The sequence below is a fragment of the Enterobacter cloacae complex sp. ECC445 genome, assembly GCF_021892025.1.
Taxonomy (GTDB): domain Bacteria; phylum Pseudomonadota; class Gammaproteobacteria; order Enterobacterales; family Enterobacteriaceae; genus Enterobacter; species Enterobacter chengduensis.
Genome location: NZ_JAKLRZ010000015.1, coordinates 1 through 23,007 on the forward strand (window position 1 = coordinate 1; position 23,007 = coordinate 23,007).

Consider the following 23,007-nt stretch of genomic DNA (forward strand, 5'->3'; position numbering starts at 1 on the left):
CCCGGGGGGGGTTATACCGCGCCACTTTTTTTTAACCGGGGGGGGGGGCGGCTCCCCTCCCCCGGCAAAACCGCAACCAACCCCTGGGGGGGGTAACCCAACCGGCCACCCGGCTTTGCATTTAAATCCACGACAAGAAGCCCCATATATGAAGAATGCAACGTTCTACCTTCTGGACAACGACACCCATCAGGATGGCCTCAGCGCCGTCGAACAGCTGGTGTGTGAAATTGCCGCAGAACGTTGGCGCGCAGGCAAACGCGTGTTGATAGCCTGTGAAGATGAGCAGCAGGCGATTCGTCTCGATGAAGCGCTGTGGGCGCGCCCGCCGGAGAGTTTTGTGCCGCATAACCTGTCGGGCGAAGGTCCGCGCGGTGGCGCACCGGTTGAAATTGCCTGGCCGCAAAAGCGCAACAGCAGCGCGCGCGATATTCTGATTAGCCTGCGGATAGATTTTGCAGATTTTGCCACCGCTTTCACAGAAGTGGTAGACTTTGTCCCTTACGAAGAATCTTTGAAACAACTGGCGCGCGAACGCTATAAAGCGTACCGCCTGGCTGGTTTTAACCTGAATACGGCAACCTGGAAATAATGGAAAAGACATATAACCCACGCGATATCGAACAGCCGCTTTACGAGCACTGGGAACAGCAGGGCTATTTCAAGCCTAACGGCGACGAAAGCAAAGAGTCCTTCTGCATCATGATCCCGCCGCCGAACGTCACCGGCAGTTTGCATATGGGTCATGCTTTCCAGCAGACCATCATGGACACCATGATCCGCTACCAGCGCATGCAGGGCAAAAACACCCTGTGGCAGGCGGGGACGGACCACGCGGGTATCGCGACCCAGATGGTGGTTGAGCGTAAAATTGCCGCTGAAGAAGGTAAAACCCGCCACGACTACGGTCGCGACGCCTTTATCGACAAAATCTGGCAGTGGAAAGCGGAATCCGGCGGCACCATTACCCGTCAGATGCGCCGCCTCGGCAACTCCGTGGACTGGGAGCGCGAGCGCTTCACCATGGATGAAGGCCTGTCCAACGCCGTAAAAGAAGTTTTCGTCCGCCTGTACAAAGAAGACCTGATTTACCGTGGCAAACGCCTGGTCAACTGGGATCCAAAACTGCGCACCGCCATCTCTGACCTGGAAGTGGAAAACCGCGAGTCTAAAGGCTCCATGTGGCACATCCGCTATCCGCTGGCCGACGGCGCAAAAACCGCAGACGGTAAAGATTATCTGGTGGTCGCAACCACCCGTCCGGAAACCCTGCTGGGCGATACCGGCGTGGCCGTTAACCCGGAAGATCCGCGTTATAAAGATCTGATCGGCAAATTCGTGGTGCTGCCGCTGGTAAACCGCCGTATTCCGATTGTGGGCGACGAACACGCCGACATGGAAAAAGGCACCGGCTGCGTGAAAATCACCCCGGCCCACGACTTCAACGACTATGAAGTGGGTCGTCGTCACGCTCTGCCGATGATCAACATTCTGACCTTCGACGGCGATATCCGCGAAAGCGCAGAGGTGTACGACACCAAAGGCAACGAATCCGACGTTTACTCCAGCGACATCCCGGCGGAGTTCCAGAAGCTGGAACGTTTTGCCGCGCGTAAAGCCATCGTGGCTGCCGTTGACGCCCTCGGCCTGCTGGAAGAGATTAAACCTCACGATCTGACCGTGCCGTACGGCGACCGCGGTGGCGTAGTGATCGAGCCGATGCTGACCGACCAGTGGTACGTCCGTGCCGACGTGCTGGCAAAACCGGCGGTGGAAGCGGTTGAAAACGGCAGTATTCAGTTCGTGCCTAAGCAGTACGAAAACATGTACTTCTCCTGGATGCGCGACATTCAGGACTGGTGTATCTCCCGTCAGCTGTGGTGGGGTCACCGTATCCCGGCCTGGTACGACAACGAAGGCAACGTTTATGTTGGCCGCAGCGAAGACGAAGTGCGTCAGGAAAACAACCTGAGCGCGGACGTTGCGCTGCGTCAGGACGAAGACGTCCTGGACACCTGGTTCTCCTCCGCGCTGTGGACCTTCTCCACCCTCGGCTGGCCTGAGAACACCGACGCGCTGCGTCAGTTCCACCCGACCAGCGTGATGGTGTCCGGTTTCGACATTATCTTCTTCTGGATCGCCCGCATGATCATGATGACCATGCACTTCATCAAAGACGAAGACGGCAAGCCGCAGGTTCCATTCCATACCGTCTACATGACCGGTCTGATCCGCGACGATGAAGGCCAGAAGATGTCCAAATCCAAGGGTAACGTTATCGACCCGCTGGACATGGTTGACGGTATCTCGCTGGAAGACCTGCTGGAAAAACGTACCGGCAACATGATGCAGCCGCAGCTGGCAGAGAAAATCCGCAAGCGCACCGAGAAGCAGTTCCCGAACGGGATCGAGTCTCACGGTACCGACGCCCTGCGCTTTACCCTGGCGGCGCTGGCCTCAACCGGCCGCGACATCAACTGGGACATGAAGCGTCTGGAAGGTTACCGTAACTTCTGTAACAAGCTGTGGAACGCCAGCCGCTTCGTGCTGATGAACACCGAAGATCAGGATTGCGGCTTCAACGGCGGCGAAATGACCCTGTCTCTGGCGGACCGCTGGATCCTGGCGGAATTCAACCAGACGGTGAAAGCGTTCCGCGAGGCGCTGGACAGCTACCGCTTCGATATCGCGGCGGGCATCCTGTATGAATTCACCTGGAACCAGTTCTGCGACTGGTATCTGGAGCTGGCGAAGCCGGTCATGAACGGCGGCACTGAGGCAGAGCTGCGCGGCACGCGCAACACGCTGATTACCGTGCTTGAAGGTCTGCTGCGCCTGGCGCATCCGGTCATTCCATTTATCACCGAAACCATCTGGCAGCGCGTGAAGGTGATTGCAGGCATCAACGCTGACACCATCATGCTGCAGCCGTTCCCGGAATTCGATGCGGCTAAAGTTGATGAAGCGGCGTCCGCGGATACCGAGTGGCTGAAACAGGCGATTGTGGCGGTGCGTAACATTCGTGCTGAAATGAACATCGCTCCTGGCAAACCGCTGGAACTGCTGCTGCGCGGCTGCAGCGAAGCGGCTGTTCGCCGTGTCACCGAGAACAACACCTTCCTCAAGACCATGGCGCGCCTGGAAAGCATCACCGTGCTGCCTGCGGATGACAAAGGTCCGGTTTCCGTGACCAAAATCATCGACGGCGCCGAGCTGCTGATCCCGATGGCAGGTCTGATCGACAAAGACGCTGAGCTGGCTCGTCTGGCGAAAGAAGTGGCGAAAGTCGACGTGGAAATTGGCAAAATCGAAGGCAAGCTGGCGAACGAAGGCTTTGTCGCCCGCGCGCCGGAAGCGGTCATCGCGAAAGAGCGTGAGCGTCTGGTTGCCTTCGCCGATGCGAAGACCAAGCTGATTGAGCAGCAGGCGGTTATCGCCGCGCTGTAATGCTTTTACCCCTTACGCTTCAGGGCGTAAGGGGTAACCTTCCTGAAAACTCCTCGCTTGCACTCCCCTTTCTGCGGTGCTATTAACAGCAGTTATGTGTCAATTTTTGTAATGAGTAATGCTATGAGCGTGATTATCCCCGTCGCGACGACGATGCGCCGGATCGCTGAGCAGGATAACCCGGCTATCGCCGCCGTTATCCGCACCGTTTCTGCCGAATATGGCCTGACGGCTGACAAAGGCTACACGGTTGCAGATCCCAATCTGGACGCGCTTTTCCAGCTCTACAGCCAGCCTGGGCACGCCTACTGGGTCATCGAGCAAAACGGCCAGGTTGTCGGCGGCGGCGGCGTGGCGCCCCTCAGCTGCAGCGAGCCGGATATCTGCGAACTGCAGAAAATGTATTTCCTGCCAGCGGCGCGCGGGCAAGGACTGGCGAAAAAGCTGGCGCTGATCGCACTGGACCACGCGCGCAAGCAGGGTTTTACCCGCTGCTACCTTGAAACAACCGCCTTCCTCAAAGAGGCCATCGGCCTGTATGAACATCTTGGCTTTGAGCATATCGATGCGCCGCTGGGCTGCACGGGCCACGTCGACTGCGAAGTGAGAATGCTGAAAAGTCTGTAAATTTCGTTCCTGCCCCCTTCTGTTAAGCGGCCGTAAACTGAATGCTCTACACTCTCAGTTCACACCACAACGGGGGAAACACGATGTCGAAGATAAAAAGCTACGCCGCACCGCAGGCGGGTGCAGAACTTGAGCTGTACGAGTACGATGCGGGCGAACTAAAAGCAGAAGACGTCGAAGTACAGGTTGATTACTGCGGGATCTGCCACTCGGATCTCTCTATGATCGACAACGAATGGGGCTTCTCCAACTATCCGCTGATTGCCGGGCACGAAGTCATTGGCCGCGTCGTGGCGCTCGGTAGCGCCGCGCAGGACAAAGGGCTTAAAGTGGGCCAGCGCGTGGGGATTGGCTGGACGGCACGCAGCTGCGGCCACTGCGATGCCTGTATCAGCGGCAACCAGATCAACTGCCTCGAAGGCGCCGTTCCCACCATTATGAACAAAGGCGGTTTCGCCGACAAACTGCGCGCCGACTGGCAATGGGTTATCCCGCTCCCGGACAGCATTGATATCGAATCCGCCGGTCCGCTGCTGTGCGGCGGCATCACCGTCTTCAAACCGCTGCTGATGCATCACGTCACCGCCACCAGCCGCGTAGGCGTCATCGGTATCGGCGGTCTGGGGCATATTGCCATCAAGCTGCTGCACGCGATGGGCTGTGAAGTCACGGCGTTCAGCTCGAACCCGGCGAAAGAGAAAGAAGTGCTGGCGATGGGTGCAGATAAAGTGGTGAACAGCCGTGATCCGGACGCGCTGAACGCGCTGGCCGGGCAGTTTGACCTGATCATCAACACCGTGAACGTGGATCTCGACTGGCAGCCGTACTTTGAAGCGCTGGCCTACGGCGGTAACTTCCACACCGTCGGTGCCGTAATGAAGCCGCTGCCGGTTCCGGCGTTTACCCTGATCGGCGGGGATCGCAGCGTGTCAGGCTCCGCGACCGGTACGCCGTACGAGTTGCGCAAGCTGATGAAGTTTGCCGGACGCACCAAAGTGGCGCCGACCACCGAACTGTATCCGATGTCGAAAATCAACGAAGCAATCCAGCACGTGCGTGACGGCAAAGCCCGCTACCGCGTGGTGTTGAAAGCGGATTTCTGATGTAACTGTGCCGGGTGGCGGCTTCGCCTTACCCGGCCTACTTTCACCGCTGCGCCAATACGTTAAAGACTTCAGCTACCGCGACCGCCCCCGGATCCATCACGCCATCCAGGTTCTCTTTATTGACATACGACGAGCGTCCCGCGCCGGCTTTCGCCATTTTCGCCGTTGCTTCTGCGCCCTGCTGCGCGGCCTGCGCTGCCGCCTGAATATCGCCATCCTTCAATGCTTCAAGCGCCGGCTGCAGCGCGTCGATCAGGGTGCGATCGCCGAGATCCGCGCCGCCATACTGCTTCATCTGCGCCAGCCCGCTGAGCAAGGCCTCGGGTAGCGGCTGACCATCGTGGAGCTTTTGCCCGGCTGCCGTAAAGAAGATCGACATCAGCACCCCGCTCGATCCGCCCATCACCGTCGCCAGCCGTTCGCCCACCAGCAGCAGAAGCTTAGAGACATCATCAAGCGGAAGCGCGTTCTCCTCCAGACGCAGCGCAATATCCCGCGCCCCTTGCGCAAAGGTGGAGCCGGTATCGCCATCGCCCACTTTGGCATCCAGCGCGTTCAGGCGATTTTCCAGCTGGATCAGCGTTGTTGACGCTGCGGAGACAAACGCGCGCACCTGCGGGTTGTCAGACGGGGTATATTCCACGCGATCGTGAATAGCGCTATGCGCCACGGTGCGCAGCGGCGCAAACGCGACGGGCTTCTGCCAGCCCAGCGTCTCGACGTCAGCATGAATCGCCTTTTCAAAGAAATCGTTGAGCTTCAGCAGCGTGAGCGAAAAGCCTTTCATGTCCAGCGCGCTCACCAGCGGCGCAGGGCCAATCAGGTACGCGATATTCTCCTTCAGCGCCGAATGCGCCAGCTCTTTGGTCAATAACGCCATCTCCAGCGCCGATACGCCGCCGAGATTGTTAATCAACACCGCAAAGCGCCCCTCTCCCGCCTGCGCGCGTAACGGCGTCACCAGCGTATCGATAATGGCTTTGCTGTTCTGCGTATCCACGACGGAAGCCCCCGGCTCGCCGTGAATGCCCAGCCCCAGCTCCACGTGGCCTTGCTTGATCCGCCCCTCTTCATCGTCGCTGCCCGGCAGGTTGCACGTTTGCATCGCCACGCCCAGGCTCCAGAGGCTGTCGCAGGCCTGTTGCGCAATATCCCGCACTTCACTCAACGATTTCCCCTGCTCCGCCGCATAGCCCGCGATCTTGTGCACCAGTGCCGTACCGGCAATACCGCGCGGCTGTTTGTTATCCGGCAGGGCGATATCGTCCGCCACGATCGCCATCTCCACCTTCAGGCCGTAGCGTTTGGCCTTTTCAGCCGCCAGGCCGAAGTTAAGGCGGTCACCGGTGTAGTTTTTGACGATCAGCAGACAGCCGCGATCGCCCGTGACCGCGACGATGGCGTTCAGCACCGCATCCACGCTCGGCGAGGCAAAAAGATCGCCACACACTGCCGCCGTCAGCATCCCTTTGCCGACAAACCCGGCGTGTGCGGGCTCGTGGCCCGAGCCGCCGCCGGAGATCACCGCCACGCGGCTTTTGTCCCAGTCACCGCGTGCGACGATCCTGATGGCCGGATCGATATCAAGCTTGACGAGATTGGCGTGTGGCGCAGAAAGGAGTATGCCTTCAATGGCATCGTTGACCAGCTGTTTGCGATCGTTAAAGAAGAATCTGGACATAGTTTCCCACTATTTTGTGAACCGTATGCAAAAGCATAGTCCGCGCTGGATAATGCGCCGCAAAGTCAGGAATTTACTCAACCAAATTGCTATCAGGTTGCCTATACTCCACCCAGGACTAAGAGAGGAAGCGCATCATGAGTACACCACTGTTAATTGCCCGGACGCTGGAAAAAGAGCTGTATCTACTGCCCGGGATGGCGAACCGCCACGGCCTGATCACCGGCGCGACCGGGACGGGGAAAACCGTCACCCTGCAAAAGCTGGCGGAGTCGCTTTCGGAGATCGGCGTGCCGGTCTTTATGGCTGACGTAAAAGGCGATTTAACCGGTGTGGCTCAGGAGGGGACGGCCTCTGAAAAACTGCTCGAACGGCTGAAGAATATCGGCATCACGGACTGGACGCCGCACGGTAACCCGGTCGTGGTGTGGGACATCTTCGGTGAAAAAGGCCACCCGGTGCGCGCCACCGTTTCCGATCTCGGTCCGCTGCTGCTGGCCCGCCTGCTTAACCTCAACGACGTGCAGTCCGGGGTGCTGAATATTATCTTCCGCATTGCCGATGACCAGGGGCTGCTGCTGCTTGATTTCAAAGATCTGCGCGCCATTACGCAGTACATCGGCGATAACGCTAAATCCTTCCAGAACCAGTACGGCAATATCAGCAGCGCCTCGGTGGGCGCCATTCAGCGTGGGTTGCTGACCCTGGAGCAGCAAGGGGCCGAACACTTCTTCGGCGAGCCGATGCTGGATATCAAAGACTGGATGCGCACCGACAGCAGCGGCAAGGGCATCATCAACATTCTGAGTGCGGAAAAGCTCTACCAGATGCCAAAGCTCTACGCCGCCAGCCTGCTGTGGATGCTCTCCGAGCTCTACGAACAGCTACCCGAAGCAGGCGATCTGGAAAAACCGAAGCTGGTGTTCTTCTTTGACGAAGCGCACCTGCTGTTCAACGATGCACCGCAGGTCCTGCTGGATAAGATAGAACAGGTTATCCGCCTGATCCGCTCTAAAGGCGTCGGCGTCTGGTTTGTCTCGCAAAACCCGTCGGATATCCCTGACAACGTGCTCGGCCAGCTCGGCAACCGCGTGCAGCACGCCCTGCGCGCCTTTACGCCGAAAGATCAGAAAGCGGTAAAAGCCGCCGCGCAAACCATGCGCGCCAATCCAGCCTTTGATACCGAAGCGGCGATTCAGGGGTTAGGCACCGGTGAAGCGCTGATCTCGTTCCTTGATGCGAAGGGCAGCCCGTCCGTGGTGGAACGCGCCATGGTAATCGCGCCCTGCTCGCGCATGGGGCCGGTGACCGACGACGAGCGTAACGGCCTGATCAACCACTCTCCGGTTTACGGGAAGTACGAAGACGAGGTGGATCGCGAGTCCGCGTTCGAAATGCTGCAAAAAGGCGTGCAGGCGACAACGGAATCCCAGGATGCGCCTGCCGCGAAAGGGCAGTCTGTCGCCGTGGATGACGGTATTCTCGGCGGGCTCAAAGACATTCTGTTCGGCAGCACCGGTCCGCGCGGCGGCAAGCGCGACGGCGTGGTCCAGACCATGGCAAAAAGCGCCGCGCGACAGGTCACCAATCAGATCGTGCGCGGCATGCTGGGGAGTCTGTTAGGCGGTCGTCGCCGCTAGACGGGGAATCCACGGGCGGCCCAGCGCCGAACCCTGAACGCCGTTCTCCTGCAGATAGCGGTCAATTTCCACCATCCCCGTCCAGCGGTTCTCACACCACAGCGGTGCCAGGAGCGTTGGACGGCGAGCGCTGGCTGAAATGCGGTGATAGACAATGTCCGGCGGCGTGTGGCGAATCATCTCACCCGCCGTGACCGTATAGTCTTCAAGCTCGATACCGCTCAACCGCCCGGCCTCCCAGGCTTTCGCCATAATGCTGCCCTTCACGATGTGCAGCGGGTGAAGCTTGATACCGTCCACGCCGGTTTCAACCACCCTTTCCAGCGTTTCCAGACCATGCTGTTGGCCTTCGCCGGGCAGACCGACAATCAGATGTGAACAGACCTTCAGCCCGCGCTCGCGGGCCAGCCGCGTCGTGCGCTGGTAGCAGGCAAAATCATGGCCGCGGTTGATGCGGTGCAGGGTTTTGTCATGCGCGGTCTGCAGGCCCAGCTCCAGCCAGATCTCGTAGCCCTGCTCCTTGTACTCGCTGAGCAGGTCCAGCACCGCGTCCGGCACGCAGTCCGGGCGCGTGCCGACGCACAGCCCAACGATGTTAGCCTGGCTGACCGCCTGCTGGTACATGGAACGCAGCACCTCCACTTCCGCCCAGGTGCTGGTGTAGGCCTGGAAATAGGCCAGATATTGCTTCGCGCGGTTTACCAGGCTGGCCTGGTGGGCGAGCTGCTCAGCGATAGAGTTATGCTGCTGGGCTTCGTCAGCAAAGGACGCAACGTTACAGAAGGTGCAGCCGCCGCGCCCGATGGTGCCATCGCGATTCGGGCAGCTAAAACCGCCGTGCAGCGTCAGCTTGTGAACCTTTTGCCCGTAACGCTGCAAAAGATCCCCACCAAACATATTGACTAATTTCTGTAACTGCATAATCTGATAGACCGTCCCGGAGAAAGGGGACAAGCCTGCCATTTTTAGCCTCTGTCGGCGATGACCTGGATCAATCGCCCTGGACGGCCTTTATCTATATGAATAAATAATCAGGATTACTGCAATTTCATTCACGCCGTACGTGATTACTTTTCCTTATGTTCTGATTGTTTTTTTCATTTATAGCGCTACCGCTGAAAAACAGTGGGTTTATGCGGGTTTGCAGCCAATGCCAGATTATTATTCTGCTATAAAACCGCTACTCAGCACGCTACATTGATAATACCGCTTTCATATAGTGAGTCAGATCACACTCCGCTGCGCTCTTTAGGGGCTTTGAATCATTGTGAAACTACTTAAATATCTTTTATTTACAATTACATATACCTGCTTTAGCACATTTTTGTATAAATAAGATTGCCATTTGACCTGTGTACCAATTCCCGATAAGTTGGAAATCCGCTGGAAGCTTTCTGGATGAGCGGCCTGCTCATCATATTTATGCAGTAATTGAGATTCCCTCTGAAGCAAGTCCTCAAACTTGTTTACCTGCGCGAAAGGATGAAAAAGAGGGCGAATGCGAGGTCCGCGTATGAAGCGCAAACCCCGTCGCCATGCTCTTTCTGCGCCTGTGCGCCACGGTAAAGTTCAGAGAGAAGCCCGACGAGCCTGGGGAGGTTCACTGATATGTTGTACGATAAATCCCTTGAGAAGGATAACTGTGGTTTCGGCCTGATCGCCCACATAGAAGGCGAACCTAGCCACAAGGTAGTGCGTACCGCTATTCACGCACTGGCCCGTATGCAGCACCGTGGCGCCATCCTTGCCGATGGTAAAACCGGCGACGGTTGCGGCCTGCTGCTGCAAAAACCGGATCGTTTCTTCCGCATCGTGGCGGAAGAGCGCGGCTGGCGTTTAGCCAAAAACTACGCTGTCGGCATGCTGTTCCTGAACCAGGATCCTGAAAAGGCTGCCGCCTCACGCCGCATCGTCGAAGAAGAACTTCAGCGTGAAACCCTGTCGATTGTCGGCTGGCGCAATGTGCCAACCAACGAAGGGGTGCTCGGTGAAATCGCCCTCTCCTCGCTGCCTCGTATTGAACAGATTTTCGTCAACGCGCCTGCGGGCTGGCGTCCACGCGATATGGAACGCCGCCTGTTTATTGCCCGCCGCCGCATTGAAAAACGCCTCCAGGACGATAAAGAGTTCTACGTCTGTAGCCTCTCCAACCTGGTGAACATCTATAAAGGTCTGTGTATGCCGGCTGACCTGCCGCGCTTTTACCTGGACCTGGCGGACCTGCGTCTGGAATCGGCCATTTGCCTGTTCCACCAGCGCTTCTCCACTAACACCGTACCTCGCTGGCCGCTGGCGCAGCCGTTCCGCTATCTGGCGCACAACGGCGAGATCAACACCATCACCGGCAACCGCCAGTGGGCCCGCGCCCGTACCTATAAGTTCCAGACGCCGCTGATCCCTGACCTGCACGATGCCGCCCCGTTCGTGAACGAAACCGGCTCGGACTCCAGCTCCATGGACAACATGCTGGAACTGCTGCTGGCGGGCGGGATGGACATCGTGCGCGCCATGCGTCTGCTGGTTCCACCGGCATGGCAGAACAACCCGGATATGGATCCTGAGCTGCGCGCGTTCTTCGACTTTAACTCCATGCACATGGAGCCGTGGGACGGCCCGGCGGGCATCGTGATGTCCGACGGACGCTTTGCCGCCTGTAACCTGGACCGTAACGGCCTGCGTCCGGCGCGCTACGTTATCACCAAAGACAAGCTCATCACCTGCGCCTCTGAAGTCGGGATCTGGGATTACCAGCCTGACGAAGTGGTCGAGAAAGGCCGCGTAGGGCCGGGCGAGCTGATGGTTATCGACACCCGCGGTGGGCGCATCCTGCACTCTGCCGAAACCGACCACGACCTGAAGAGCCGCCATCCGTACAAAGAGTGGATGGAGAAAAACGTGCGTCGTCTGGTGCCGTTTGAGGATCTGTCGGACGAAGAAGTGGGCAGCCGCGAGCTGGACGACGACACCCTCGCCAGCTACCAGAAACAGTTTAACTACAGCGCGGAAGAGCTGGACTCCGTCATCCGCGTGCTCGGTGAGAACGGCCAGGAAGCGGTCGGCTCGATGGGCGATGACACCCCGTTTGCCGTGCTCTCCAGCCAGCCGCGCATCATTTACGATTACTTCCGTCAGCAGTTTGCGCAGGTGACCAACCCGCCAATCGACCCGCTGCGTGAAGCGCACGTAATGTCGTTGGCCACCAGCATCGGTCGCGAGATGAACGTCTTCTGCGAAGCCGAAGGACAGGCGCACCGTCTGACCTTCAAGTCGCCGATCCTGCTGTACTCTGACTTCAAACAGCTCACCACCATGAAAGAGGAGCACTACCGCGCCGACACGCTCGATATTACCTTCGACGTGAACGACGCGAGCCTCGAAGAGACGGTGAATGCGCTGTGTGACAAAGCCGAACAGATGGTACGTAACGGTACCGTTCTGCTGGTGCTGTCCGACCGTAATATCGCGAAAAACCGTCTGCCGGTACCGGCCCCGATGGCGGTAGGCGCTATCCAGACGCGTCTGGTTGATAAGAGCCTGCGCTGCGACGCCAACATCATTGTTGAAACCGCCAGCGCCCGCGACCCGCACCACTTTGCCGTGCTGTTAGGCTTTGGCGCGACGGCAATCTACCCGTACCTGGCCTACGAAACGCTGGCCCGTCTGGTGGATACCCGCGCGATCGATAAAGACTACCGTGCGGTGATGCTGAACTACCGTAACGGCATCAACAAAGGTCTGTACAAGATCATGTCCAAAATGGGCATCTCGACCATTGCCTCTTACCGCTGCTCGAAGCTGTTTGAAGCGGTCGGGCTGCATGACGAGGTCGCCAACCTCTGCTTCCAGGGCGTGGTCAGCCGCATCGGCGGCGCCGGTTTTGCTGACTTCCAGCAGGATCTGGTGAACCTCTCCAAACGCGCCTGGCTGGCACGTAAGCCGCTGGACCAGGGCGGGCTGCTGAAGTACGTTCACGGCGGCGAATACCACGCCTACAACCCGGACGTGGTGCGCACCCTGCAGCAGGCGGTGCAGAGCGGCGAGTATAGCGATTATCAGCAGTACGCTGAGCTGGTGAATAACCGTCCTGCAGCGACGCTGCGCGACCTTATTGCCCTGAATCCGGGCGATGAAGCGGTCAGCATTGACGACGTTGAGCCTGCGTCCGAACTGTTCAAACGCTTCGATACCGCGGCGATGTCCATCGGCGCGCTGAGCCCGGAAGCCCACGAAGCGCTGGCGGAAGCGATGAACAGCATCGGCGGCAACTCTAACTCCGGCGAAGGCGGTGAAGATCCGGCGCGTTACGGCACGAACAAAGTGTCTCGTATCAAGCAGGTGGCATCCGGTCGCTTTGGCGTGACGCCAGCGTACCTGGTTAACGCCGACGTGATTCAGATTAAAGTCGCTCAGGGTGCGAAACCGGGCGAAGGCGGTCAGCTGCCGGGTGACAAAGTTACCCCGTACATCGCCAAACTGCGCTATTCCGTGCCGGGCGTGACGCTGATCTCCCCGCCGCCGCACCACGATATCTACTCTATCGAGGACCTGGCGCAGCTGATTTTCGACCTGAAGCAGGTCAACCCGAAGGCGATGATCTCCGTGAAGCTGGTGTCCGAACCGGGCGTCGGCACCATCGCCACCGGCGTGGCGAAAGCCTATGCGGACCTCATTACCATTGCCGGCTACGACGGCGGCACCGGTGCAAGCCCGCTCTCCTCCGTGAAATACGCGGGCTGCCCGTGGGAGCTGGGCCTGGTGGAAACCCAGCAGGCGCTGGTGGCTAACGGTCTGCGTCACAAGATCCGCCTGCAGGTGGACGGCGGCCTGAAAACCGGCCTCGACATCATCAAGGCGGCGATTCTGGGTGCGGAAAGCTTCGGCTTTGGTACCGGCCCGATGGTGGCGCTCGGCTGTAAATACCTGCGTATTTGCCACCTGAACAACTGCGCAACCGGCGTTGCGACCCAGGACGAGAAGCTGCGTAAGAACCACTATCACGGCCTGCCGTTCAAAGTGACTAACTACTTTGACTTCATCGCCCGCGAAACCCGCGAGCTGATGGCGCAGCTGGGCGTGAAGCGTCTGGTAGACCTGATTGGCCGTACCGACCTGCTGAAAGAGCTGGAAGGCTTCACGGCGAAGCAGCAGAAGCTGGAGCTGTCTAAGCTGCTGGAGACCGCGCAGCCGCATCCTGGCAAAGCGGTTTACTGCACCGAGAACAACCCGCCGTTCGATAACGGCGTGCTGAACGCACAGCTGCTGCAGCAGGCGAAACCGTACGTGGACGACAAGCAGAGCAAAACGTTCTGGTTTGATATCCGCAACACCGACCGTTCCGTCGGCGCGTCGCTGTCCGGTTACATCGCGCAAACGCACGGCGATCAGGGGCTGGCGGCCGATCCGATTACCGCGCACTTCAGCGGTACCGCGGGTCAGAGCTTCGGCGTGTGGAACGCAGGCGGCGTTGAGCTTATCCTTACCGGCGATGCCAACGACTACGTCGGCAAAGGCATGGCGGGCGGTCTGCTGGCGGTGCGTCCTCCGGTCGGCTCTGCCTTCCGCAGCCACGAAGCGAGCATCATCGGTAACACCTGTCTGTACGGCGCGACCGGCGGTCGCCTGTTCGCCGCGGGCCGCGCGGGCGAGCGTTTTGCGGTGCGTAACTCGGGTGCCATTACCGTGGTGGAAGGCATTGGCGATAACGGCTGTGAATACATGACGGGCGGGATCGTGTGCGTCCTGGGTAAAACCGGCGTGAACTTTGGCGCAGGCATGACGGGCGGTTTTGCCTACGTCCTGGACGAAGACGGTGAGTTCCGCAAACGCGTGAACCCGGAGCTGGTGGAAGTGCTGGACGTTGATACGCTGGCTATCCATGAAGAACACCTGCGCGGTTTGATTACCGAACACGTGCAGCATACCGGTTCTTCGCGCGGCGAAGAGATCCTGGCGAACTGGCCGGCGTTCTCTGCGAAATTCGCGCTGGTTAAGCCGAAGTCCAGCGATGTTAAAGCCCTGTTGGGTCACCGTAGTCGTAGCGCAGCAGAGCTGCGCGTGCAGGCGCAGTAAGGAATTCAGATGAGCCAGAACGTATACCAGTTTATCGACCTGCAGCGTGTTGATCCGCCAAAGAAACCGCTGAAGATCCGCAAAATTGAATTTGTTGAAATCTACGAGCCGTTTTCAGAAGGCCAGGCCAAAGCACAGGCAGACCGCTGCCTGTCCTGCGGTAACCCTTACTGCGAATGGAAATGCCCGGTACACAACTACATCCCGAACTGGCTGAAGCTGGCCAACGAGGGGCGTATTTTTGAAGCCGCCGAGCTGTCTCACCAGACCAACACCCTGCCGGAAGTGTGCGGCCGCGTGTGTCCTCAGGACCGTCTGTGCGAAGGCTCCTGTACGCTGAACGACGAGTTTGGCGCGGTAACCATCGGCAACATCGAGCGCTACATCAACGATAAAGCGTTTGAGATGGGCTGGCGTCCGGACATGACCGGCGTGCGTCAAACCGACAAGCGCGTGGCGATCATCGGCGCGGGCCCGGCGGGCCTGGCCTGTGCGGACGTGCTGACCCGCAACGGCGTGAAGGCGGTGGTCTTTGACCGCCATCCGGAAATCGGCGGTCTGCTGACCTTCGGTATCCCGGCCTTCAAGCTGGAGAAAGAGGTCATGACCCGTCGCCGTGAAATCTTCACCGGCATGGGCATTGAGTTCAAACTGAACGTGGAAGTGGGCCGCGACGTGCAGCTCGACGACCTGCTGAAGGATTACGACGCCGTGTTCCTCGGCGTGGGCACCTATCAGTCCATGCGCGGCGGTCTGGAGAATGAAGATGCGCCGGGCGTCTACGACGCGCTGCCGTTCCTGATTGCCAACACCAAGCAGATTATGGGCTACGGCGAAACCGCCGACGAGCCGTTCGTCAGCATGGAAGGCAAACGCGTGGTGGTGCTGGGCGGGGGTGATACCGCGATGGACTGCGTGCGTACCTCTATTCGTCAGAATGCGGCGCACGTGATCTGCGCCTACCGTCGCGACGAAGAGAACATGCCGGGATCCAAACGCGAAGTGAAAAACGCGCGTGAAGAGGGCGTGGAGTTCCAGTTCAACATCCAGCCTCTGGGTATCGAAGTGAATGCCAACGGCAAAGTGAGCGGCGTGAAGATGGCGCGTACCGAGATGGGTGCGCCGGATGCAAAAGGCCGTCGTCGCGCGGAGATTGTCGCAGGCTCCGAGCACGTGATCCCGACCGATGCCGTGGTGATGGCGTTCGGTTTCCGTCCCCACAGCATGGAGTGGCTGGCGAAGCACAGCGTTGAGCTGGATTCACAGGGCCGTATTATCGCACCAGAAGGCAGCGATAACGCGTTCCAGACCAGCAACCCGAAAATCTTCGCGGGTGGCGATATCGTTCGCGGCTCTGACCTGGTGGTAACGGCGATTGCCGAAGGGCGCAAGGCGGCTGACGGGATCATGAACTTCCTGGAAGTGTAATACCGGCTGAACATGCGGTTTATCATCACCGCATGTTCACCTCCTCTTATTTTTCCCTCATTTAATCTCAGACTGATTCCATCAGGCTGAGATTTATTACGCCCCATTAAATGGTGAGCCTTTATCAACGGTCCGTGATTGCCTTTAAATCGTGAACGCAATCGTATATCCACAATAAAAATATAATTAAGTGTTGAAGCATAAGTTCATATAACGGAGTAATAGAAGAGCGGCGTAATATCTGCGCCGTAAACAAAAGGGATTTAAAATAATGGCTAAAAAACATGCCTATGTAGAATATCGCCCTAAATCAACGAGTGAGGATGAAGAAGTTATCCATCATGTGGTGATTGTTGACGGCGAAGAGATACATACAGAGAAAACGCAGGAAAAGGCTGCCGATTGGGCTTTGGAAAAGGGTTATGCGGTCCATGTCGCCCGCGAGCGCCATCTTAAGGACTTAGATCAACCGCCTCTGTTCCGTGTATATCCCTAGGGCAATGAGATGTGCTTTGTAATACTCCTTGGGATGAAAGCCTCAATGTGCGCTATTTAAAAGCCCTTCGGGGCTTTTTATTCTGTTTCTGAACATGAATGACTTTGAGAGAGAAAATACAACCGCATAGGTGAGATTTATGTCCGTCTATACCGACAATAACATTCACCGCCTGTATATATATTCAAAATAATATTCAAATTTGATATAGCTGTATTCTCTAATACGAAACGACAATAATCTTATTTAACTATATTGTGCGATCCTGCATCGGCACCTCTTTGCCGCTGATAGATTGATACTACATACGGAAATGAAGTTATGAAATTCGATAAAATCGTCACCGGGCTACTCTTTGCTATTTTGTTTTTCAGCGTCGGTAATGCTGTCGCCAAAACCAAACTGCTCTCCGATGCTCAGGTTAAGGATAAAATTATTGCGGAGTCTATCGCTGATTATCCCGGCGTCTGCGCCTGCCCTTTTAATCAGGCACGAAATGGCAGTTCCTGCGGGCGTCGCAGTGCATGGAGTAAAGCTGGCGGCTATTCACCCATTTGTTACCAGAATGAAGTCACTGCTGAAATGATAAAAGAGTGGCGGGAACGTAACAGCTAACCGCTATAAGCAGAAAGCAAAACAGGCCCCATGGGCCTGTTTGATTATTTAACAACGCGTAATGCGGGGCGACCACCGCGGGGCGGCGGTGGATCGTCATCCGGATCGTTGTCATCAGCATGATCCGGTTTATCTCCATCGATAATGGACATCACCGTCTCACTTTCAGTACCTGATGGCGACTCGTCATCATTCAGGCTGGCAACCTCTTCATCATACGCCGCTTCCGGCTCGAACATGGTACCTGCACCGTTCTCACGGGCGTAGATCGCCAGCACCGCTGCCAGCGGTACGGAGACCACGCGCGGTACGCCGCCGAAACGCGCGTTGAAGCGCACCTCGTCGTTTGCCAGCTCCAGGTTACCCACCGCACGCGGGGCGATGTTCAGTACGATTTGGCCGTCACGCGCGTATTCCATAGGAACCTGCACGCCCGGCAACGTCACATCCACAACCAGGTGCGGCGTGAGCTGGTTATCCAGCAGCCATTCATAGAAGGCGCGCAGCAGATACGGACGGCGTGGGGTCAGCTGTGACATTTCCACAGTCATTAGCCTCGGCCGAGACGCATTTCACGTTCCGGTTCAGTTAAGGATGCCAGGAAAGAGTCGCGCTCAAAGACGCGAGTCATATAGCCCTTCAACTCTTTCGCGCCAGGACCGCTGAACTCTACGCCCAGGGTTGGCAGACGCCACAGCAGCGGTGCCAGGTAGCAATCGACCAGGCTGAACTCATCGCTCAGGAAGAACGGTTTCTGACCAAACACTGGGGCAATGGCCAGCAGCTCTTCACGCAGTTGCTTACGCGCAGCGTCAGCTTCAGAAGCGGAACCGCTGATAATCACGTTCATCAACGAATACCAGTCTTTTTCGATGCGCTGCATGTACAGGCGGCTTTCACCACGCGCAACAGGATAGACAGGCATCAGCGGCGGATGCGGGAAACGCTCATCCAGATATTCCATAATGATACGGGATTCCCACAGGGTCAGCTCGCGATCCACCAGCGTCGGTACGCTTTGGCTCGGGTTGAGATCGATCAGATCCTGAGGCGGGTTATCCTTTTCCACATGCTCGATCTCAAAACTGACACCCTTCTCGGCCAGCACGATACGAACCTGATGGCTATAAATGTCAGTAGGACCAGAAAACAGCGTCATTACCGAACGTTTGTTGGCAGCGACAGCCATGAAAACCTCCAGGTATATTCAGAATTTTTACTGCTACCAGCCCAACAGGGGCCAGCCAGATGTTGTATCGCCCATCCCAGAGAAGACACATTGTTCAAGAAACGAACAAAAATCGAGTATTCACCGATATTTGGGCAGAAAATTGGATGATAGTTTACCAGATTTTGATGGCTTTGTGGTGAGGCGATTCTGGAAATGTGGAAAAAGAGAAGATACAGGCATGGATATTGTGGATAACCTGCGCATTATCCATAAAAAAACCCGCCGAAGCGGGTTTTTCGCCAATCGTTCTGCGCAAGCAGAATGGATTAACGTTTGGAGAACTGTGGACGACGACGTGCTTTACGCAGACCCACTTTCTTACGTTCAACCTGACGCGCGTCACGAGTAACGAAGCCAGCTTTACGCAGTTCAGAACGCAGGGATTCGTCGTACTCCATCAGAGCGCGGGTGATACCGTGACGGATCGCACCTGCCTGACCGGAGATACCACCACCTTTAACGGTGATGTACAGATCCAGTTTTTCTACCATATCAACCAGTTCCAGCGGCTGGCGAACTACCATGCGGGCAGTTTCGCGACCGAAGTACTGTTCCAGAGAACGCTGGTTGATTACGATTTTACCACTGCCCGGTTTGATGAAAACGCGAGCTGCGGAACTTTTGCGGCGACCAGTGCCGTAGTATTGATTTTCAGCCATTGCCTATAATCCCGATTAGATGTCAAGAACTTGCGGTTGCTGTGCCGCGTGGTTGTGCTCGTTGCCTGCGTAAACTTTCAGTTTACGGAACATAGCACGACCCAGCGGGCCTTTTGGCAGCATGCCTTTAACCGCGATTTCAATCACACGCTCAGGACGGCGGGCAATCATCTCTTCAAAGGTCGCTTGTTTGATACCACCGATGTGGCCGGTGTGGTGATAGTACACTTTGTCAGTACGCTTGTTGCCGGTAACAGCAACTTTGTCAGCGTTCAGAACGATGATGTAATCACCGGTATCTACGTGCGGAGTGTATTCCGCTTTGTGCTTACCGCGCAGGCGACGAGCCAGTTCAGTAGCCAGACGGCCCAGAGTTTTACCGGTCGCGTCAACAACATACCAGTCGCGCTGTACGGTTTCTGGTTTAGCTGTAAAAGTTTTCATTAAAAGCTTACCCAAATAATAAGTTACACGTTGGTGAACACCCAAACGTTTAGTCAGTTGAGGTTCACACGACAAAGTCCGGCAAACCTACCCCTTCGAATAGCACATGCCGACACATAGAAAGTTTCGGGAAAAAAACCTTCTCGTAACGTGGGGTCGCAAGATTATAGAGAAGTTGAGGTCAAAGATCGACCCTTAAATGTGATTTGGAATGGGTTTTTCGGGGGTGGGTTGCGTGCGGTCTGGTGACCTCACCCCCAGCCCCTCTCCCACAGGGAGAGGGTGGCATTTATTACGGCATATGCTCCAGCTTCAGGTATTCCTCGCTCTGCATCTCCTGCAGGCGCGACAGGCAGCGCTGGAACTCAAACTTCAGCCGTTCGCCCTGGTAAATCTCGTATAAAGGCACTTCCGCACTCACCACCAGCTTAACGTGGCGCTCGTAGAACTCATCTACCAGCGCAATGAAGCGGCGGGCCTCGCTCTCCATCAGCTTCGTCATCACCGGCACGTCCAGCACCATCACGGTGTGGAACAGACGCGACAGCGCGATGTAGTCGTGCTGGCTGCGGGCATCCACGCAGAGCGTCGTAAAGGAGACCGCCAGCGTTTGGTTTTCAACGCCGAGCGTCGGCAGCGGGCGATGGTTAATCTCGAGCTCCGGGGCGCGCTCGCGTTTTGCCCCCGCCAGCGCCAGCCACAGTTTATCCATCTCGCGGGTGGTCTCTGCATTTAACGGCGAGAGCCACAGGTGCGCCTGGGTCAGCGTGCGCAGGCGATAATCGACGCCGGCATCAACGTTCATGATGTCACAATGCTGCTTGATGGCGTCGATGGCAGGCAGGAAGCGTGCCCGCTGCAGGCCATTGCGGTACAGCTCATCCGGCGGAATATTCGACGTGGCCACCAGCGCGATCCCGCGGGCAAATAGCGCTTTCATCAGGCCGCCTAACAGCATGGCGTCGGTGATGTCAGACACAAAAAACTCATCGAAGCAGAGCACGTCCGTTTCCGCCTTGAACCTGTCGGCCACAATCTCCAGCGGATCGGTTTGCCCCTGCAGCGCGGTCAGCTCTTCATGCACCCGCAGCATAAAGCGGTGGAAGTGCAGACGCTGCTTACGTGCGCCAGGCAGGCTCTGGTAGAACATGTCCATCAGCCAGGTTTTTCCGCGACCGACCCCGCCCCACATATATAAACCGCGCGCAGGCGCGTGAACCACTGGCGCTTTTTTACCGAGCAACCGCCCAAACGCCGCCTTTAGCCCGCCGTTCTGTTCGGCTTCCGCGGGTTTGGCCGTGAGCTCCTGATAAATCATCTCCAGACGGTTTACCGCCTCACGTTGAACGTCATCAGGCTGATGGGTGCCCTCGTTCAGGGCCAGTTGATATCGCGATGCAGGGGACAGGTTTTGCATAATCTTATTGTTATTCCTTCAATTAACGCACACCAGCGGACGTGACTGATGAAAAAAAGGCCGTTCTACACTACGCGATGATACGTCAGGATTCCACTTCTGCAGAAATAGCGGTTATAGTGGCATTATCAGGCACAGGCAGGAGCCGAGCCAACACCCTACGGAACAACAAGACAACGGGAGAAGTTCATGACCTGGGAATATGCGCTAATCGGTTTAGTCGTCGGCATCGTCATCGGTGCTGTGGCCATGCGTTTCGGTAATCGCAAATTGCGTCAGCAGCAGTCACTGCAGTACGAACTGGAAAAGAACAAAGCCGAGCTGGAAGAGTATCGTGAAGAGCTGGTCAGCCACTTTGCCCGTAGCGCCGAGCTGCTGGACAACATGGCGACCGACTATCGTCAGCTCTATCAACATATGGCAAAAAGCTCCAGCAGCCTGCTGCCGGAAATGACCGCGGAAACCAACCCGTTCCGCAACCGTCTGGCGGATTCTGAAGCCGGTAACGATCAGGCACCCGTTCAGATGCCTCGCGACTATTCCGATGGCGCGTCCGGCCTGCTGCGCGGTGGTGCAAAACGCGATTAACCGCACAACCTGAATTTATTTTACGGGCGCAGCGAGTGCGCCCGTCCTTTCTTGATGACCCCAGCTATCATTTAGTTAAACACTTCATTGTTCAGCGGTTTAAAATTCAATAACATCAACGTGTTTTTGGGGCCGTTTTTCCTTTATTCCAGGTTACGAGAGTCAACATCGATGAAGAAAAAAAACCAGCTGTTGAGCGCTATCGCGTTAAGTGTCGGGTTATCTCTCTCGGCGTCAGTCCCTGTCTTCGCCGCCATTCCCACCCAGGTGCCTGGCCAGGCGGCCATTCCAAGCCTCGCGCCAATGCTGGAAAAAGTGTTGCCTGCGGTCGTCAGCGTTCAGGTTGAGGGCACCGCGGTACAAAGCCAACGCGTCCCCGAAGAACTGAAAAAATATTTTGGCGATGAGTCGCCCGACCAGCAGGCTCAGCCGTTTGAAGGCCTGGGTTCTGGCGTCATTATTGATGCGGCGAAAGGCTATATCCTGACCAACAATCACGTCATCAGCCAGGCCGATAAAATCAGCGTCCAGCTGAACGATGGCCGCGAATTTGATGCCAAACTGATCGGCGGCGACGACCAGAGCGACATCGCGCTGCTGCAGGTGCAAAACCCAAGCAACCTCACCCAGATTGCCATCGCGGATTCAGACAAACTGCGCGTCGGTGATTTTGCCGTCGCCGTGGGTAACCCCTTTGGCTTAGGGCAAACCGCCACCTCCGGCATCGTCTCCGCGCTGGGCCGCAGCGGCCTCAATCTGGAAGGGCTGGAAAACTTCATCCAGACCGATGCCTCAATCAACCGCGGGAACTCCGGCGGGGCGTTGCTTAACCTTAACGGCGAGCTGATTGGGATCAACACGGCGATTCTGGCCCCGGGCGGCGGCAGTATCGGGATCGGCTTTGCTATCCCCAGCAATATGGCCAAAACGCTGGCGCAGCAGCTGATCCAGTTTGGTGAAATCAAGCGCGGGCTGCTGGGCATTAAAGGTATGGAGATGAGCGCGGATATCGCAAAGGCGTTCAACATCAACGTACAGCGCGGGGCGTTTGTCAGCGAAGTATTGCCTAACTCCGGTTCGGCAAAAGCGGGGATCAAATCGGGCGACGTGATCGTCAGCCTGAACGACAAACCGCTGAGCAGCTTTGCAGAACTGCGTTCGCGGATTGCCACAACCGAACCCGGTGCCAAAGTGAAGCTGGGGCTGATCCGTGACGGCAAGCCGCTGGACGTTGAAGTGACGCTGGACAAGAGCACCTCCTCCTCTGCCAGCGCGGAGCTTATCGCCCCGGCGCTGCAGGGGGCGACGCTGAGCGATGGGCAGCTGAAAGACGGGACGAAAGGCATTAGCATCGACACCGTCGAAAAGAGCAGCCCTGCGGCCCAGGCCGGATTGCATCAGGATGACGTGATCGTCGGCGTAAACCGCAACCGCGTGCAGTCTATTGCCGAACTGCGCAAGGTGCTGGAGAGTAAACCGGCGGTGATTGCCCTGCAGGTCATGCGTGGCAATGAATCTATCTATATTCTGTTGCGCTAAGCATTTGCGACCCGGACATC

General features: G+C 57.1%; 18 protein-coding genes. 11 read left to right on the top strand and 7 right to left on the bottom strand.

Translation table 11 applies throughout. The features are described 5' to 3' along the window. Positions 1 to 148 precede the first annotated feature (148 nt). From holC to ahr, 4 genes are all read left to right on the top strand, one after another. On the top strand, positions 149 to 592 hold the full coding sequence (gene holC, locus L6R44_RS13525) for a DNA polymerase III subunit chi (protein WP_008502815.1): 444 nt from the start codon (positions 149 to 151) through the stop codon (positions 590 to 592). Continuing rightward, positions 592 to 3,447, top strand: coding sequence for a valine--tRNA ligase (locus L6R44_RS13530; RefSeq protein WP_237424505.1), 2,856 nt, complete (start codon positions 592 to 594; stop codon positions 3,445 to 3,447). Before holC ends, L6R44_RS13530 begins: the two co-directional genes overlap by 1 nt. A gap of 123 nt (positions 3,448 to 3,570) precedes the next feature. Further along, positions 3,571 to 4,074, top strand: a complete 504-nt coding sequence (locus tag L6R44_RS13535) for a GNAT family N-acetyltransferase (RefSeq protein ID WP_237424506.1) — start codon at positions 3,571 to 3,573, stop codon at positions 4,072 to 4,074. Between the two features lie 83 nt (positions 4,075 to 4,157). Next, positions 4,158 to 5,177, top strand: a complete 1,020-nt coding sequence (gene ahr / locus L6R44_RS13540) for an NADPH-dependent aldehyde reductase Ahr (protein ID WP_237424507.1) — start codon at positions 4,158 to 4,160, stop codon at positions 5,175 to 5,177. A gap of 43 nt (positions 5,178 to 5,220) precedes the next feature. Here ahr and L6R44_RS13545 read toward each other — a convergent pair whose 3' ends face one another. Continuing rightward, a complete protein-coding gene (locus L6R44_RS13545; protein WP_237424508.1) occupies positions 5,221 to 6,861 on the bottom strand; it encodes a dihydroxyacetone kinase subunit DhaK in 1,641 nt (546 codons plus the stop codon). Positions 6,862 to 6,998: 137 nt separating this feature from the next. On the opposite strand from L6R44_RS13545, the gene L6R44_RS13550 reads away from it, so the two are divergent. After that, positions 6,999 to 8,501 (top strand): helicase HerA-like C-terminal domain-containing protein, encoded by a 1,503-nt coding sequence (locus L6R44_RS13550; RefSeq protein WP_237424509.1) that lies wholly within the window; start codon positions 6,999 to 7,001, stop codon positions 8,499 to 8,501. On the opposite strand, the gene L6R44_RS13555 is transcribed toward L6R44_RS13550, so the two are convergent. Further along, positions 8,481 to 9,422 carry a TIGR01212 family radical SAM protein gene (locus tag L6R44_RS13555; RefSeq protein WP_237424525.1) on the bottom strand — a complete coding sequence of 314 codons (942 nt, stop codon included), beginning with the start codon at positions 9,420 to 9,422 and terminating at the stop codon, positions 8,481 to 8,483. The two genes, L6R44_RS13550 and L6R44_RS13555, sit on opposite strands and share 21 nt — an antisense overlap. Before the next feature lie 687 nt (positions 9,423 to 10,109). On the opposite strand from L6R44_RS13555, the gene gltB reads away from it, so the two are divergent. The 4 genes from gltB (at position 10,110) to L6R44_RS13575 (ending at position 17,109) form a co-directional block, all read left to right on the top strand. Beyond that, positions 10,110 to 14,570 (top strand): glutamate synthase large subunit, encoded by a 4,461-nt coding sequence (gene gltB / locus L6R44_RS13560; protein ID WP_045890126.1) that lies wholly within the window; start codon positions 10,110 to 10,112, stop codon positions 14,568 to 14,570. Between the two features lie 9 nt (positions 14,571 to 14,579). Continuing rightward, the gene (gene gltD / locus L6R44_RS13565) at positions 14,580 to 15,998 is read left to right on the top strand and encodes a glutamate synthase subunit GltD (RefSeq protein ID WP_237424510.1); all 1,419 of its coding nucleotides are present in this window, start codon (positions 14,580 to 14,582) and stop codon (positions 15,996 to 15,998) included. 271 nt (positions 15,999 to 16,269) lie between these two features. Beyond that, positions 16,270 to 16,494, top strand: coding sequence for a hypothetical protein (locus tag L6R44_RS13570; RefSeq protein ID WP_237424511.1), 225 nt, complete (start codon positions 16,270 to 16,272; stop codon positions 16,492 to 16,494). Between the two features lie 321 nt (positions 16,495 to 16,815). After that, the gene (locus L6R44_RS13575; protein WP_032642415.1) at positions 16,816 to 17,109 is read left to right on the top strand and encodes a hypothetical protein; all 294 of its coding nucleotides are present in this window, start codon (positions 16,816 to 16,818) and stop codon (positions 17,107 to 17,109) included. A 44-nt stretch (positions 17,110 to 17,153) separates the two neighbouring features. Here L6R44_RS13575 and sspB read toward each other — a convergent pair whose 3' ends face one another. The 5 genes from sspB to zapE all read right to left on the bottom strand — a co-directional run bounded on the left by sspB (position 17,154) and on the right by zapE (position 20,860). Continuing rightward, positions 17,154 to 17,654, bottom strand: coding sequence for a ClpXP protease specificity-enhancing factor (gene sspB, locus L6R44_RS13580; RefSeq protein ID WP_237424512.1), 501 nt, complete (start codon positions 17,652 to 17,654; stop codon positions 17,154 to 17,156). Positions 17,655 to 17,659: 5 nt separating this feature from the next. Continuing rightward, positions 17,660 to 18,298, bottom strand: a complete 639-nt coding sequence (sspA, locus tag L6R44_RS13585; protein ID WP_032642417.1) for a stringent starvation protein SspA — start codon at positions 18,296 to 18,298, stop codon at positions 17,660 to 17,662. Between the two features lie 308 nt (positions 18,299 to 18,606). Then, complete coding sequence (rpsI, locus tag L6R44_RS13590) at positions 18,607 to 18,999, bottom strand: 30S ribosomal protein S9 (RefSeq protein ID WP_003860436.1); 393 nt, start codon at positions 18,997 to 18,999, stop codon at positions 18,607 to 18,609. Positions 19,000 to 19,014: 15 nt separating this feature from the next. Then, entirely contained in the window at positions 19,015 to 19,443 is a 429-nt protein-coding gene (rplM, locus tag L6R44_RS13595) for a 50S ribosomal protein L13 (protein ID WP_032642418.1), read from the bottom strand. Between the two features lie 292 nt (positions 19,444 to 19,735). Next, the gene (gene zapE, locus L6R44_RS13600) at positions 19,736 to 20,860 is read right to left on the bottom strand and encodes a cell division protein ZapE (RefSeq protein ID WP_032642420.1); all 1,125 of its coding nucleotides are present in this window, start codon (positions 20,858 to 20,860) and stop codon (positions 19,736 to 19,738) included. A gap of 189 nt (positions 20,861 to 21,049) precedes the next feature. On the opposite strand from zapE, the gene zapG reads away from it, so the two are divergent. Together zapG and degQ are read left to right on the top strand one after the other, a co-directional pair. Further along, complete coding sequence (zapG, locus tag L6R44_RS13605) at positions 21,050 to 21,448, top strand: Z-ring associated protein ZapG (RefSeq protein WP_010436126.1); 399 nt, start codon at positions 21,050 to 21,052, stop codon at positions 21,446 to 21,448. Between the two features lie 171 nt (positions 21,449 to 21,619). Further along, on the top strand, positions 21,620 to 22,987 hold the full coding sequence (degQ, locus tag L6R44_RS13610; protein WP_032642422.1) for a serine endoprotease DegQ: 1,368 nt from the start codon (positions 21,620 to 21,622) through the stop codon (positions 22,985 to 22,987). Positions 22,988 to 23,007: the final 20 nt, after the last annotated feature.

Excerpts from the sequence above, each read along its gene's own strand:
- gltD (WP_237424510.1), top strand. The coding sequence starts at position 14,580 with ATGAGCCAGAACGTATACCAGTTTATCGACCTGCAGCGTGTTGATCCG.
- rplM (WP_032642418.1), bottom strand. The coding sequence starts at position 19,443 with ATGAAAACTTTTACAGCTAAACCAGAAACCGTACAGCGCGACTGGTAT.
- L6R44_RS13545 (WP_237424508.1), bottom strand. The coding sequence starts at position 6,861 with ATGTCCAGATTCTTCTTTAACGATCGCAAACAGCTGGTCAACGATGCC.
- zapG (WP_010436126.1), top strand. The coding sequence starts at position 21,050 with ATGACCTGGGAATATGCGCTAATCGGTTTAGTCGTCGGCATCGTCATC.
- holC (WP_008502815.1), top strand. The coding sequence starts at position 149 with ATGAAGAATGCAACGTTCTACCTTCTGGACAACGACACCCATCAGGAT.
- rpsI (WP_003860436.1), bottom strand. The coding sequence starts at position 18,999 with ATGGCTGAAAATCAATACTACGGCACTGGTCGCCGCAAAAGTTCCGCA.
- L6R44_RS13535 (WP_237424506.1), top strand. The coding sequence starts at position 3,571 with ATGAGCGTGATTATCCCCGTCGCGACGACGATGCGCCGGATCGCTGAG.
- L6R44_RS13570 (WP_237424511.1), top strand. The coding sequence starts at position 16,270 with ATGGCTAAAAAACATGCCTATGTAGAATATCGCCCTAAATCAACGAGT.
- L6R44_RS13550 (WP_237424509.1), top strand. The coding sequence starts at position 6,999 with ATGAGTACACCACTGTTAATTGCCCGGACGCTGGAAAAAGAGCTGTAT.
- ahr (WP_237424507.1), top strand. The coding sequence starts at position 4,158 with ATGTCGAAGATAAAAAGCTACGCCGCACCGCAGGCGGGTGCAGAACTT.
- L6R44_RS13575 (WP_032642415.1), top strand. The coding sequence starts at position 16,816 with ATGAAATTCGATAAAATCGTCACCGGGCTACTCTTTGCTATTTTGTTT.
- degQ (WP_032642422.1), top strand. The coding sequence starts at position 21,620 with ATGAAGAAAAAAAACCAGCTGTTGAGCGCTATCGCGTTAAGTGTCGGG.
- zapE (WP_032642420.1), bottom strand. The coding sequence starts at position 20,860 with ATGCAAAACCTGTCCCCTGCATCGCGATATCAACTGGCCCTGAACGAG.
- gltB (WP_045890126.1), top strand. The coding sequence starts at position 10,110 with ATGTTGTACGATAAATCCCTTGAGAAGGATAACTGTGGTTTCGGCCTG.
- sspA (WP_032642417.1), bottom strand. The coding sequence starts at position 18,298 with ATGGCTGTCGCTGCCAACAAACGTTCGGTAATGACGCTGTTTTCTGGT.
- L6R44_RS13530 (WP_237424505.1), top strand. The coding sequence starts at position 592 with ATGGAAAAGACATATAACCCACGCGATATCGAACAGCCGCTTTACGAG.
- L6R44_RS13555 (WP_237424525.1), bottom strand. The coding sequence starts at position 9,422 with ATGCAGTTACAGAAATTAGTCAATATGTTTGGTGGGGATCTTTTGCAG.